Here is a 14,635-nt window from a genome sequence, read left to right as displayed (position 1 = left end):
TTCAAAACAACATGGTGAAAAACGGTGGGCACATTGCAAAACACCCGGTCTGGCGGTGGCTTGTGGCGCTAGCGTTGCTGCTGGGCATCCTGTTTCGGGGGTATGGGCTGGGCGATCGCGTGTATTGGGTGGATGAAGTTGCCACCTCGGTTCGCATTTCTGGCTATACCCGCGCCGAAGTCACCACCCAACTCAGCGACGGCGTTCCCCGCACGCCCGCAGACCTCCAGCAGTTTTTGCATCCCGCCCCCGATTTGCCCTTGACCCAAGTCCTCCGTGCCCTAGTTCAAAGCCCCGAACACGCCCCGCTTTATTTCTTGCTAGCCCACGGCTGGACAAAACTCTGGGGCAGCAGCATAGTAGCCGTGCGATCGCTCTCGGTTCTGTTCAGCCTGATCTCACTTGCACTCATCAGGCGACTGGCCAGCCAGTTGTTTAATTCTGCCCCTGCCGGGGCGATCGCCACGACGTTACTAGCCCTATCGCCCTTTTTCGTATCCTATGCCCAAGAAGCGCGTCCCTACAGCCTGTGGAGTGTCACGCTGCTGTGGAGCAGTTTGGCGTTATGGAACGCAATGAGGTATGCCACAGAGAATGTGAAACAGAACGTTTTTGGGAACGAGATGCAGCATTCCCTTCGCCGCTGGTTGACCTATGGATTCAGCATGGCGGTGGGGCTGTATACGTCACTGCTAACGGCGCTGGTGTTGCTGGGACACGGGCTGTACGTCCTGTGGGTGGGCAATCGCGCTCAGCGGCGTGGATTTCTCCAGGCAGCGACGCTGGCGGTCGGGCTATTTCTCCCGTGGGTGTTTGTCGTGCTGGGTCGCTGGGATACCCTGCAAGCCAATACTGAATGGATGCGTCAGCCGATGGGGGCGCTGTCGATGCTGGTGGTCTGGCTCTATAGCCTCGTCGTGCTGTTTTTTGACGCGCCGGTGGAATTGGGGCCGGCAGCGCTGGTGGCAGCCAAGTTTCTCACTGCATTGCTCACGCTGGGGGCGATCGCCCTTGCTCTGTGGTGGACTTTGCGACAGCCGCGAGTGGGGAGCTTTGTCGCCGCCCTACTGCTGCCCGTTCCTGTGATTCTGGTAGCGCTGGATCTCATCCGTCAGGGACAGGCCTCGGCCACATCGCGCTACCTCATCCCCGTCCAGCTTGCCGTGCTGATCGCAATAGCGGGCTGGCTCTCTGTCGGACGCTCCTGGCAGCGCGGCGTTTTAGCCTTCCTGCTCACAGTCAGCTTTTTATCGGGTCTGTCCAACCTGCACCACATTCCCGACTATCAAAAATCTCGCAATCGGCACAATCCTGAAATCGCCGCCCGGGTCAATCAGCAGCCTTCGCCCCAGATCATTGCCGAGTCTCGCTATGCCCTCGATCTGGTATCCCTCAGCCAGTTCCTCAAACCTGATACCAGGGTTCAAATTCTTAGTTCTGCGTCCATGCCGCCGCAGCAATGTGAACCCTTCCTTCTGCTAAACCCATCTGCATTGCTCCAGCAGGACATTCAGCAGCGCGATCGCCCCCAGATTACCGAAGTTTTTCGCCCAAAAACCTTGACAGATTCAGACATTTATCTATCCCTCTGGCACGTTGAGAATCCCGATCGATCCTGTCCTTCTAGCTGAGTGATGTTCCTCCTCACTGCGTTCCTGTTGCGATGTTTCATGTAGCGCGATCGCCTCTCAAATTTCTGCAAACTCCGGGTCAAATCCTGGAACGATTGCTGGTATTCCTGATTCTGGCTGGCATCCTGTTTCGGGGGTATGGGCTGGGCGATCGCGTGTATTGGGTGGATGAAGTTGCCACCTCGGTTCGCATTTCTGGCTATACCCGCGCCGAAGTCACCACCCAACTTAGCGACGGCGTTCCCCGCACGCCCGCAGACCTCCAGCAGTTTTTGCATCCCGCCCCCGATTTGCCCTTGACCCAAGTCCTCCGTGCCCTAGTTCAAAGCCCCGAACACGCCCCGCTTTATTTCTTGCTAGCCCACGGCTGGACAAAACTCTGGGGCAGCAGCATAGTAGCCGTGCGATCGCTCTCGGTTCTGTTCAGCCTGATCTCACTTGCACTCATCGGGCGACTGACCAGCCAGTTGTTCAATTCTGCCCCTGCCGGGGCGATCGCCACGACGTTACTAGCCCTATCGCCCTTTTTCGTATCCTATGCCCAAGAAGCGCGTCCCTACAGCCTGTGGAGCGTCACGCTGCTGTGGAGCAGTTTGGCGTTATGGAACGCAATGAGGTATGCCACGGAGAATGTGAAACAGAACGTTTTTGGGAATGAGATGCAGCATTCCCTTCGCCGCTGGTTGCCCTATGGATTCAGCATGGCGGTGGGGCTGTATACGTCACTGCTAACGGCGCTGGTGCTGCTGGGACACGGGCTGTACGTCCTGTGGGTGGGCAATCGCGCTCAGCGGCGTGGGTTCCTCCAGGCAGCGGCGCTGGCGGTCGGGCTATTTCTCCCGTGGGTGTTTGTCGTGCTGGGTCGCTGGGATACCCTGCAAGTCAATACTGAATGGATGCGTCAGCCGATGGGCGTTTTGCCGCTGTTGGCAATCTGGCTCTACAACACTTCCATTCTGCTGTTTGACGTACCCGCCACGCTGTCACCTGATCTGCCTACTGTTGCCAAACTGCTGACCTCTACGATGCTAGTGCTGCTGCTGGCGATCGCCCTCCGCCATCTTATCCGCCGCACGCCGCGCTCGATCTGGGGATTTGTCGTACTGTTTGCCCTGACGATTCCTACCCTGCTACTGGGGCTAGATTTTCTCCGCAATAGCCAGCTTTCCACCGCTGCCCGCTATTTACTCCCCTTTCACCTGGGCATGATTTTGGTACTGTCTTTTTACCTAACGGACTTACTCCGTGCCCAGTCCCCATCTCGGCAGCGACTTGGGCGGGGGCTGATGCTTTGCCTGGTTGCCCTCTGTTTTCTGTCCTACGGCTTCCAACTCCAGCAGCCACCCAAGTACCAGAAAAGCCGCAATCTGCACAATCGGGCGATCGCCGCGTTAATTAACCAAACCGCCGATCAGACTATCGCCCCCCGACTGATTGCCGAACCTGCCCAGGCGATGGATCTCGTCTCCCTCAGCCTCGACTTGCCTCCCCAAACGCAGATCCAGGTGATTGCCTCGATGGGCGAGAATTGGAGGGGCGATCGCCTATTATTAGAACCGTGCCAGTCTATGTTTCTTTTGAATCCCTCAGCAGCGTTAATCACCCGCATTCAAACTGAAACAAACCAACCCGTTCAAGAAACCTATCGTCCCCAAAAACTAGTCCCCAATGAACTGGCTCTGTCTCTCTGGAAAGTTAACCAATCTTGCTCTTTTCCATGATTATGAAATCCTTAATCGATCAATTCCAGAAACAGCACAAAGCCTTTGCGATTCATCAAGGGGAAAAGCTGGTTAGAAGCCTAGAGGATCTAATTGCGAAATATTCTGCTGTTGGTGATGGGGCTTTTTTTGAAGTTCAGCACTTTCCCTGGGTTGGCCTTCTAGAAACAAACTGGAAAACGATTCGAGCAGAGTTAGACAATCTGCTGAAAGACGTGTATTCCATTCCCAATTTTCAAGACATCTCCACGGATCAGATCAGCATCACCCAGGACAATCTGTGGAAGACCTATTTTCTCTATGGCTATGGCTATAAAGCAGAGCAAAACTGCCTGCGCTGCCCCGAAACGACGCGCCTAGTTGAACAGATTCCTGGCATGAAAACGGCATTCTTTTCTATCCTGCTACCCCATAAAACCATCCCAGAACATCGCGGCCCCTATAAGGGATTATTGCGCTATCATCTGGGGCTGAAAGTGCCCGCAGCAGCCGACCATTGCGGCATTTGTGTAGGGGGTGAAGTGCGCCACTGGCAGGAGGGAAAAAGTCTGTTTTTTGACGATACGTTTCCCCATTTTGCCTGGAATCATACCGATGACATTCGCGTAATTTTGTTTGTTGATTTCATCCGTCCAATGCGTGCGCCCGTATCCTGGTTCAATCAGTTTATGATCCAACTGATTGCCTGGTCGCCCTATGTGCAGAGCGGTCGCAAAAATCTTTTAGAGTGGGAAGCGAAGCAGAAATAATTGCTTGAACCAATACCTAAGGGTTGACACCTAAACTTATACATGAAAATTGCAATTCTTACGTCTGGCTTCCTTCCCGTAATCGATGGGGTGACAGTCACACTCCTCCACAGATTGAAGCGACTAAGCAAGTTGGGCTATCAGGTCTTAGTGTTTTGTCCAAGCTATGAATCGCTGGAATCGATCTATCCAAATTGGGCAGACTATACAGGACATTTTTTGCCCGGTGTAGAAGTTATCAATTTGCCAAGTGCCTCATTTATGGGGGTTGAGTTTGAGCGCAATGTTACCTCAAAGTCCTATGATCTTGTGCTGCAAAGATTGGCGCAATTTCAGCCTGATGTTATTCATGTGGATGAACCCGATCGCCTCTTTCTCGGCTTTGGCAAAATTCCGGCGATCGCCCATGCGAAGGCGCACCAGATCCCCTGCACTAGCTTCTATCACACCAACTTCTTGGAATACATTGACGACTTCTTTCCGCTGCCAGCCCCGCTGCAAAATTTGGTGAGGTGGCTCTGTAAGGAACTGATTACAAAGCGGGTATTTAATGCTTATGATGTAACGTTAACTGGTAGCAAAATCACCTATGAAAAGCTGCTAAAGCTGGGCATCAAGAATGCAGTTTACGAAGAATTGTTAGGTGTTGATTTAGCTGCATTCAGTCCAAACCTTCGGCAGGAGCAGTTTTTTGAAAGGACCTATGGAATTGAAGCGGGCGATCGCACAAAACTTCTTTTCCTGGGTCGATTAACCCCAGACAAGGGCTGGAAATTCACGCTGAAAGCAGTTCCAAAGCTAGTCCAAAACCTGGGTTCAAGTCGCATCTTGCTGCTGATTGCGGGGGATGGAGAACTGCGGGATACCATCCGTCAATCGCTAACGGGCGTGGTCGATTTTCACCTGCTGGGTCGCGTGTCTCCAGATCAGATTCCTGCACTCATGGCAAATTGCGATTTCCACGTCACGACCTCCAGAAAGGAAACCAAAGGGCTGACGCTGTTTGAAGCTTTTGCTGCTGGAATTCCCGCCGTTGCTCCAGCGGCAGGCGGCGTTCTGGACAGCATTCAGCCCGGAGTCAACGGTCTGCTCTATGAGCCGGACAGCACCACAGATTTTGTCGAAAAACTCCAGTTGCTCATCGAAGACCCAGACCTGCGGCAGCGCTTGGGACGGCAGGCGCGAGACTGGGTGCAGCCCTACGGCTGGGATCAGGCAGTCGATCGCCTGGTCAGCCTTTGGGCTTCGCGCCTGCCTGTTGCCACCAACCCCTAGCCCTCAGCGCGGCCACATATAGCCGACGTAGAGTAGAATGCTGTCGCGGCCAGGGTTTGGTGGGTATAGCTCGGCGTTGGAAATGTGGTGCCAGCGCAGCCCTACCATGAGGTGTTCCTGGTCTCGCATTCGGAAGGTTGCACCGCCACCGACCTGGGGCGTGAAGTTGAACTGCGATCCACCCTCTGCGGGCACATCTTCACTGGTGACTAGAAACCCTGCGCCGCCATCCACATACAGTGACCAGGTGTCTTCTCGTACAAAGTGCCAGCGCAGGATCAGCCCAAGATTCAGACCCACCGCATCATCTCCTGGCTGAATGAACTTGAGCTTATTCAATTCCAGGTTAATGCTGTGCCCGTGGGCAAAGAAGTCCGTAATGCCTGCGCCCGCCAGCCCAAACGCTGCAAAGCCGTCATCATCTGGATCGAAGGAAATGGACGGCCCCGCCTGCACGTACCAGTAATTTTGCCCAACGGCTCCAAAGCGTTCCGGGGCGGATGGTGGGGCTGGCTCAGCTTGGGCGATCGCCCTCTCGTTTGCATCTGACTCCGGTGGATAGTCGGCAGTAGCAGCCAATTCGGATGGCAACAGCGCTGCCATATTCAGCAAATCCGCCGCCTGGTAAGACGTAAGCGGCATTGGACTCTCCGCAATCACATCAGTTGAATCTGGTGGAAGCAAGAATTCCGTCGATGCGGCGGGCGGCAACGCAGATGGAGAAGATTCAGTCAATGCGGGGATAGAAGCTGGGGAAATATCGTCTTGGGGTGATGCCTCCTGGGAAAGGGCTGACATCGGAGAAAGCACGACAGCGCTCCACGATGTTGTCAGAATTAGCGCGGTGTAGGAAATCCTAGAAGAAACAGACTGGTGATTCAAAGAGGAGGCTCTTGCAAGGTTCTTAGGAATAGAAAATGTCATTTTTTTGATGAGGTTTTGGATCTGCTCACGCTCAGCTTTTGAGAGTTGCTGTAAGCTCTGAATTCAGGTTTTTTGGAACAAAAGCATGAACAGTGCGGGTCATAGCCTAGACATTAGGCAGGGCTAGAAATTTAACTAACTAAGAATTCAATCGTGAAATCTCCTTGGCGATCGCCGATACAGTAAGGTGAATTTGCTCCTCCGTATGTAAACAAGACAAAAAGAACCGCAAACGAGCGCTATCGTAGGGCACCGAGGGATAGACCATCGGCTGCACATGAATTCCGTGCTGCATTAGACGGTGACAAAGCCGAACTGCTGCTTGGGAGTCGCCAATGATAACCGGAATAATCGGCGTGTCTGCACTGCTGCCCGTATTCAGCGCGTGTTCTTGTGCGAGGTGGAGGAATAGCTGCGATCGCGCTCTGAGCCGCTGAACTCGCTCTGGCTCCCGTTGCAGCAATCGCAGCGAGGCGAGGGCCGCTGCCGTGTTCGCAGGAGTCATGCCCACGCTGTAGACAAAACCAGGAGCCGTATATTTCAGATACTCCACCAGCGCCTTGCTGCCCGCAATGTAGCCGCCGCAGCTTGCAAACGACTTGCTCAGCGTTCCCATCCACAGATCCACGTCGCGGGCCGCAATGCCAAAATGTTCACCAATGCCGCGACCGCTCTGCCCTAACACGCCAATGGAGTGCGCCTCGTCCACCAGCAAGAAGGTTTTGAAACGTTTTTTCAGGGCCACGATTTCTGGCAAAGGAGCGATGTCGCCATCCGCGCTGTAGATGCCTTCAATGGCAATCAGCACTTTTTCATAGCGCAGGCGATGCTGGGACAACAGGCGTTCGAGCGATCGCCAATCATTGTGCGGAAATTCCATCAGCGTCGCCCCTGCCAATTTGCAGCCCTCGCGGATGCTGTTGTGGCTGAGGGCATCGTAGAGGATCAAGTCCTGGCGACCGAACAGATGCCCGATGGTCGTTACGTTTGTGGCGTGCCCCCCAACGAACAGCAGGCAGTCCTCAGCGTCCAAAAACTGAGCAATTTCCTGTTCTAGCTCTCGGTGGAAAGGGCGTTCGCCTGACAGGACGCGACTGGCGGAAACCGACGTGCCATATGCCTGCACCGCAGCAATCGCCGCCTGGGTCACGATCGGATCACCCGACATGCCCAGGTAGTTATAGCTGGCGTAGCTAATGAATGTTTTTTCGTGAATCTCAGTGGTGTCGCGGGAAATCCCAGTATGCTGCATGAAAAAGGGGTTTCCGAGTTCTTCCACTCGATTCAGTTCCTGTCGCAGGTTCTGATACTCAGGCGTGAGATGGAAGTGATAATAGGATTCTGGAACCTCAAGATTTTCTGATTCAGAATGAGCGATTAGATTTGAACCTAGATTTGAACCTAACGCATCCTGCTGCGGGGTATCGGGGCTGCTGTTCCTGACTCGATCGGCGGGAATACTTGCATTCGCTATTCCGTTCAGGCTGGCATTCTCCTGATTCGTCCTAGAGGGTGACGAATCAGGCTGATCAGGACGCTGCAAGGACAGGGGCGATCGCCCGTCTTCCCCTTCTCTGGCGGTCGCTTCCATTGCGGCAAGGTCTGTGGCAACGTCCATTGCGATAGACTGCCCAGTTTGGGCGATCGCCTGCTGGGCTGTGACCATCCCTTTCCCCGCAGAGGGGCCATCCTGAAACAACGTTGTGGCCAGATGTTCCGCCAGGGCAGCCACGCTGGAATGGTCGAGCAGCAGCGCTTGCGAAATGGAAAAGCCCAGCCCTGCCTGGAGTCGGTTGGTGAATTCCACTGCCATCAGAGAATCCATCCCTAAGTCCGAAAACTGATCGTGAACGTCAATCAGTTCCGGGGCGCTAAAGCCCAGGACTTTGGCCAACTGCTGTTGGATAAACTGCTGCAACCGCTCCAGGCGATTCGCGACGCAATCCGTCCCGGAATCGCCCCCCTGCTGCAAACTCTGCAACAGTGGCGAGGCAGCAGGAACCGCAACGGGTGCAGCGGGCAGCACGCGCTCAAAAAAGGGCGATAGCTCCTGTCCTGCGTGGACTGCGCGAAACCTGGCCCACTCGATTGGCAAAACGCCCACCTGCACCAGGTTTTGCCGCAATAGCTCAGACAACAGCGGCATCCCTTGTGCGGGCGAAATCAGGGTCATGCCCTGAGCTTCGAGCCGCTGCCGCTCCCGTTCCATCAGTTGCGTAGACATGCCCACGGCCCAGGCTCCCCAGTTGACGCTGAGGCCCGGCAGTCCCAACCGACGGCGGTGGTGCATCAGACTATCCAGCACTGCATTGGCAGCGGCGTAGTTGGTCTGACCCGCCGAACCCAGCAGCGAAGCAGCCGACGAAAAGCAGACGAAGAAATCTAAATCGTGCGATCGCGTCAGTTCGTGCAGGTTCCAGGCTCCCTGAACCTTTGGAGCCAGCACCGCCTGAAACCGCTCCCATGTCTGGTTTTGCAGCACGCCGTCGTCCAGCACGCCGGCCGCGTGAACCACGCCCCGCAATGGCAGGGGACAGTGTTCTAGCAGAGGGGCGATCGCCCCCGGTTCTGCTATATCTGCTTGCGCTGGAGTCACAGTAACTCCCTGCGCTTCTAGGTCGCTAATCCAGGCCTGGGCGATCGCCGACGGAGGCTTGCGCCCCACCAGCAGCAGGCTCTTTGCGCCCTGCTCCACCAGCCATTGCGCCGTGAGTTGGCCCAGCGCCCCCAGCCCGCCCGTAATCAGATAGGTGCCATCGGGGCGCACCACTGGCTGCTGCGGCAGCACGGGCGGCAGCGCCATCACCACCTTGCCGATGTGCTTTGCCTGAGCCATGTAGCGGAAAGCCGCTGGGGCTTCGGCAATCTCAAACACGGTATGCCGCAAGGGTTTCAGTTCGCCCCGCTGGAACTGCCCGGTCAATTCGTTCAACAACTCCGAAATGTAGTCTGGCTGCTCTTTTGACACGTCCAGCAGATCAAACGCGAAATACGCCACATCCGGGCGCACAGCGTGAACCTGCTCCGCTGTCCAGATGCCAAGTTTACCGATTTCCACAAACCGACCGTGGGGCGACAGCAGCGCCAGACTGCGGGGAATGTAGTCGCCGTTGAGGCTATTCAGCACTACGTCTACGCCGCGCCCATTCGTCAGTTCAGCGATCTGGTCGGCAAAATCCAGCGTGCGCGAATCAAATACGTGCTGCACGCCGAGAGATTTCAGAAAATCCTGCTTGGGGGCGCTGGCCGTGGCGTAGACCTCCGCACCGAGGCGCAGGGCAAGCTGGACTGCGGCCAGACCCACCCCGCCTGCCGCCGCATGAATCAGGATGCGATCGCCCTTTTGCAGCGTTGCCAACTGACGCAGCCCATGAACTGCCGTGAGAAACGTTGTCGGAATTGTCGCCGCCTCTGCAAACGTAAGGGATTGAGGCTTGGGCGCGACCCATTTTGCGTTCACCGTGACGTGCTGCCCCAGGCTGCCGATCGCCTGCGCCGCCATCACCGCATCGCCCACGCGAACCGCCGTTACCCCGTCGCCTACCGCCACCACCACGCCCGCACACTCGCCGCCAAAGGGCACTGCGTCCGCCGTGGCAAAGCCCATGTGTTCCAGATAGGGCTGGAGCATTCCTAGCGCATTCAGCACGTCGCGGAAGTTTACGCCTGCCGCCCGCACCAAAATCTCTACCTCACCCGGGCCGGGCGATCGCCGCTGGCAGGGCATCAGCGCTAGATTATCCAGCACGCCATATTGCGTCAGCCCCAGACGAAATGAGGGCGCATTGGGAACCACCAGCGCGGGTTTTGTGGGTTCGGGTTTCAGCCGCACCACGTATCGCGTCCCCTGGCGATAGGCGATCTGGTCTTCCGCATCGGTCTGCTGCAACGCTGCCAGCAGAGTCGCAGCGGGGTCTGGGTCTGCTGCGTCCAGGTCGATGCAGGTGCAGCGCAGGTCGGGCTGTTCCTGACGGAGCGATCGCGCCAATCCCCACAGCGCCGCCGCGGGGACGTGGGTAGGCGGGTCAGATGGGGCAATTGCCTGGGTTCCCGCCGTGACGATCCACAACCGGGGTGTGGGGGATTTTTGAACGGCATTGAGCGCCTGCACCAGATGCAGCACGCCGCCGCAAAGCTGGGTGCAGGTTTGGGTTAGCGTTTGGCCCGTGCTGAACGGTTCCGTATCCAGTCCCCACAGGTGCACCACATCGGTCACCGGGGCGATCGCCCCCTGTTCTGCAATGCGTTGCTGCATCTCTTCGGCATCCAGCGGATTCACGCTGTTTGCCAAAGCCCCATCCGACCCCCAATCCGCAAACAGCAGTGATGCGCGATTCCCGAAGGGATTGCTACGCGAATCGCCCTGCTGGGTCAGCCGTTCTGCCAGCCGTTGGCCAATCTTTTGGCGATCGCTCAGAATCATCCACTGACGGGGTTGAGTCGCAACGGATTCTGTCTGGTCGCTGTTCTCATCCGGCTGCCAGTCAAGGGCGTAAATCCATTCCGTCTGGAGTTCCGGCAAACAGGTCTGATTACGTTCTGCAATTTGAAAAGATTCCGTGCTGCCGACCATTCGCAATAGTGACGTTTCGCTGACGGGATGCAGAGAAAGTCCTGTGATCTCCGCCACGAGTTCACCAGTCGGGTTGAGAATCTGCAAATCGGCTATCAGCAGCGGCCGCCCGACGTTTCCCGCCGGAGTGACAGTGCGAACGCGCCGCACCCAACTCCAGACCGTGGACTGGGCCGGCATCCCCAGCCGCAGCGCCTCAATGCCTGTGGGTAAGTAAGTTCCGTCGGCGTTGCCAAATCCGCAGGCAGCCGCCACTGTTTGAAAACAGCCGTCTAGCAGCGTGGGATGCAGATGGTACGCCGCCGCCTCAGTCCTCAGCATATCTGGCAGATGCAGGCGAGCCAAGGCAGCACCGTCGCCCTGCCAGAGTTGCTGAATCACCTGAAACGCAGGGCCATAGTTCAGGTGTTGCTGGCGCAACTGGGCATAGTAGTCCAACGGGGCGATCGCCTGCTGACGAAATTGCGCCTGGATCTCTGCCAGCACAGTGCCAGAACTCAGCGGCCGACCTGCTGCCAAAAAGCCTGTGGCGTGGCGCGTCCACGTCTCCGACTCAGCGTCCAGGCTTAGGAGTTGGAACCGATAGCCGCCCGCCTCCGGCGACAGCGCCAGTTGCAGCGTTGTGGGAGATGCCGACAGCCGGAGCGCTTGCTCAATGCGAAACTGGGTGAGTTCTACCGGAGAGAGGCCCACAGCCCGACCAGCGGCGATATTGCTCCGCAACGCTGACGCGATCGCCATTTCGACATAGGCCGCCGCCGGAAAGACGGCCTGCGTGGCGATCTGGTGATCGGCCAGATAGGCAGGCGAGGTGGCGCTGATCTGTGCTTCAAACCAGATTTCGCTGGTGCCGCCCAGCCGCAGCCGTTTGCCCAGCAGGGGATGCAGCCCTGGGGAACGCAGGCGACTGGGTGAACTTGCGCTAACCAACCCAGGCGGGCAGCTATCGGGCTGCCACCAGTAGCGCTGCCGCTGGAACGGGTAAGTCGGCAAGCTGGGAAGCCGTCGAGCAAACGGCGGGGCGATCGCCACCCAGTCGAGATCCACACCGTGAACGTAGAGCGCGGCCAGGCTGCTGAGTAGCGTTTGCCAGTCCTCTTGTCCTGGGCGCAGGCTCGGCAGCCAGAGCATGGTTTCTGCCAGATCTGGATGGCTGGCCTGCACGCACAGCCGCCCCATGCCCAGCAGAATTGGCTTTGCCCCAATTTCCAGAAACGCGCCACAGCCTCGCCGCTGCAAGGTTTCCATGCCCTGCTGAAACCGCACCGGCTGGCGAATATGCTGAACCCAGTAGTCGGGCGTGGCAATGTCCTCGGTAATCCAATCGCCCGTCACGTTAGAAATCAGCGGGATTTGCGGCGTGTGATAGGTGACCGTCTTCGCAACCTGGGCAAACTCCGCCAGCATCGGCGACATCAGCGGCGAATGAAATGCATGAGAGACGTTCAGCGGTGTGGTTTTGATGCCCTCGGCGGCAAGCTGAGCGGCCAGCTTTTTCAACGCTGTGTTCTCGCCGGAGATCACGGTAGATTGCGGCCCATTCATGGCGGCGATCGCCACGGTTTCGGGGTTCTCCAGCCGCGCCGCCACCGTTTCTGCATCCGCCATTACCGATACCATGCCGCCGCCCTCTGGGAGTGCCTGCATCAGCCGCCCCCGCGCTGCCACCAGCCGCAGGGCATCCTCCAGGCTAAATACTCCGGCAATGCAGGCCGCCACATACTCGCCAATGCTGTGGCCCATAACCACGGCAGGCTGCACGCCCCAGGACTGCCACAGCGTTGCCAGAGCATATTCCAGCACAAACAGGGCCGGCTGGGTGTAGGCGGTCTGGTCGATCCAGTCGGCTGCCCTGGAAGCCTGGTCTGACGTGGGATACAGCACCGACAGGAGGGGACGCTTAAGCTTCGGCTCCAGCAGTTTCGCGGCTTTGTCTACCGTTTCGCGAAAGAGCGGCTGTGTTTGGTAGAGCGATCGCCCCATATCCACCGCCTGCGACCCCTGCCCCGTGAACAAGAACGCCACCGATGGAGCCGCTTGAGCAGTCGTGCCGTAGGTGAGATTGTCCGTTTCCTGGCGCTGGGCAAAGGCTTGAAGCTGCTGCTGTATCTGGACAGGAGACTCTGCCACCAGCGCCAGCCGATGGGAAAAGTGCGATCGCCCAATGTTTGCCGTGAAGCACAAATTAGCCAGATCTGTTGCTGGATGATTCGTTAGGTATTCGCTATAGCGTTCTGCTAACTGTCGCAGGGCTGTTTCGTTTTTGGCAGAGAGCGTCAGCAGATGGAGAGGGCGATCGCCTTCCAACTCACGTTCCAACAGCGGCTTGATCTGCTTCTTTTTTACTTTCTTGTTGAGCTTCTTGGGAACATTCTTAGATACATTCTGTTCAGCAGGCACAGGTGCTTCCTGCATGACGATATGTGCGTTCGTGCCGCCGAACCCAAAGGAATTCACACCGGCGATCGCGGGACTGGATGTCCACGGCGTTAGCTCAGTCTGCACTCGCAGCGGCAGCGAGTCAAATCCAATTTGCGGATTGGGCGTTTGGAAATGAAGGCTAGGCGGAATCTGCCCATGCTTCAGGCTGAGGGCGGCTTTAATAACCCCTGCCACACCCGCCGCCGTTTCTGTATGACCGATGTTGGACTTCACCGAACCCACCGCGCATAAGCTGCCCGTCGGACGATCCTCTGTCAGCACGCGGCCCAGCGCCGTGATTTCGATCGGGTCGCCCAGTTTCGTTCCTGTGCCGTGCGCTTCGATATATTGCACCTGCCCTGGGGAAATGCCCGCCCGCCGATAGGCCGCCCGCAGCACCCGCTCCTGCGCGTCCACATTCGGCGCAGCGATGCCGTTGCTAAACCCATCCTGATTGGCCGCCGTGCCCCGAATCACGGCATAGATTGGGTCGCCATCTGCCTGTGCCTGAGTCAGCGGTTTCAGCAGCACCATGCCAGCCCCTTCGCTGCGGACGTAGCCATCGGCATTCGCATCAAAGCTGCGGCAGCGTCCGCTAGTGGACATAAATCCGCCCCGCGCAAAGCCCAGCGTCACCGTCGGCAGCAGCAGCAAATTCACACCGCCTGCCAGCGCCATCGTCGATTCGCCTGTCCACAGGCTCTGGCACGCCAGGTGAACTGAAATCAGCGAGGAGGAACAGGCCGTATCGACCGACAGGCTTGGCCCCTTCAGGTCAAAGATGTAGGAAATTCGGTTGGCGGCGATGCAGTTGCCCGTGCCCGTGGTGAGGTATGGGTCGTTGATCGGCTCTTGCCACAGCATGACGGAATAATCGTGGGTGCCAATGCCCACAAATACGCCTGTATCCGTCCCCCGCAGGCGCTCCGGCACGATGCCCGCATCCTCCATCGCCTCCCATGCCACCTCTAGCAAGAGGCGCTGCTGGGGGTCCATTGTGTTCACTTCGCGGGGCGCGATGCCAAAAAACAGCGGATCAAACTGATCGACACTTTTCAAGAAGCCGCCCCACCGCAGGCTGGCCCTGGCTGATTCTGTATTGGCGACCGACTCAAACTGGGTTCTGTCCCACCGGGAGGGCGGCACCTCTGACACTGCATCGACACCGTTTTTAAGGAGTTGCCAAAAAGCGTCGGGAGAATCAGCGCCGGGATAGCGACAGCCGATTCCGATAATTGCGATGGGTTCTGGGGGCATACGCGAGTCGGTCAGTGGACAGGAGAGATAGAGAAGGGAGAATTTTGGGTTTTAGATTTTGGATTTTGGATTGTGGATTTTGAG

6 protein-coding genes are annotated in these 14,635 nt (G+C 57.3%); 4 read left to right on the top strand and 2 right to left on the bottom strand.

What is annotated here, in order from left to right:
- Positions 1-11 precede the first annotated feature (11 nt).
- The 4 genes from O77CONTIG1_RS19140 to O77CONTIG1_RS19125 all read left to right on the top strand — a co-directional run bounded on the left by O77CONTIG1_RS19140 (position 12) and on the right by O77CONTIG1_RS19125 (position 5,376).
- The gene (locus O77CONTIG1_RS19140) at positions 12-1,631 is read left to right on the top strand and encodes a glycosyltransferase family 39 protein (protein WP_068513905.1); all 1,620 of its coding nucleotides are present in this window, start codon (positions 12-14) and stop codon (positions 1,629-1,631) included.
- 32 nt (positions 1,632-1,663) lie between these two features.
- Positions 1,664-3,352 (top strand): glycosyltransferase family 39 protein, encoded by a 1,689-nt coding sequence (locus O77CONTIG1_RS19135; protein ID WP_068513903.1) that lies wholly within the window; start codon positions 1,664-1,666, stop codon positions 3,350-3,352.
- 215 nt (positions 3,353-3,567) lie between these two features.
- On the top strand, positions 3,568-4,101 hold the full coding sequence (locus O77CONTIG1_RS19130; protein ID WP_286132419.1) for an aspartyl/asparaginyl beta-hydroxylase domain-containing protein: 534 nt from the start codon (positions 3,568-3,570) through the stop codon (positions 4,099-4,101).
- A 114-nt stretch (positions 4,102-4,215) separates the two neighbouring features.
- Positions 4,216-5,376 carry a glycosyltransferase gene (locus O77CONTIG1_RS19125; protein WP_197673245.1) on the top strand — a complete coding sequence of 387 codons (1,161 nt, stop codon included), beginning with the start codon at positions 4,216-4,218 and terminating at the stop codon, positions 5,374-5,376.
- Between the two features lie 3 nt (positions 5,377-5,379).
- Here the strand turns inward: O77CONTIG1_RS19125 and O77CONTIG1_RS19120 are convergent, their stop codons facing one another.
- Together O77CONTIG1_RS19120 and O77CONTIG1_RS19115 are read right to left on the bottom strand one after the other, a co-directional pair.
- A complete protein-coding gene (locus O77CONTIG1_RS19120) occupies positions 5,380-6,174 on the bottom strand; it encodes an acyloxyacyl hydrolase (protein WP_225894621.1) in 795 nt (264 codons plus the stop codon).
- Between the two features lie 265 nt (positions 6,175-6,439).
- Positions 6,440-14,551, bottom strand: coding sequence for a type I polyketide synthase (locus O77CONTIG1_RS19115; RefSeq protein ID WP_068513891.1), 8,112 nt, complete (start codon positions 14,549-14,551; stop codon positions 6,440-6,442).
- Positions 14,552-14,635: the final 84 nt, after the last annotated feature.

Source organism: Leptolyngbya sp. O-77, assembly GCF_001548395.1.
GTDB lineage: Bacteria > Cyanobacteriota > Cyanobacteriia > Elainellales > Elainellaceae > Thermoleptolyngbya.
This window is presented reverse-complemented; position numbering and strand designations above follow the sequence as displayed.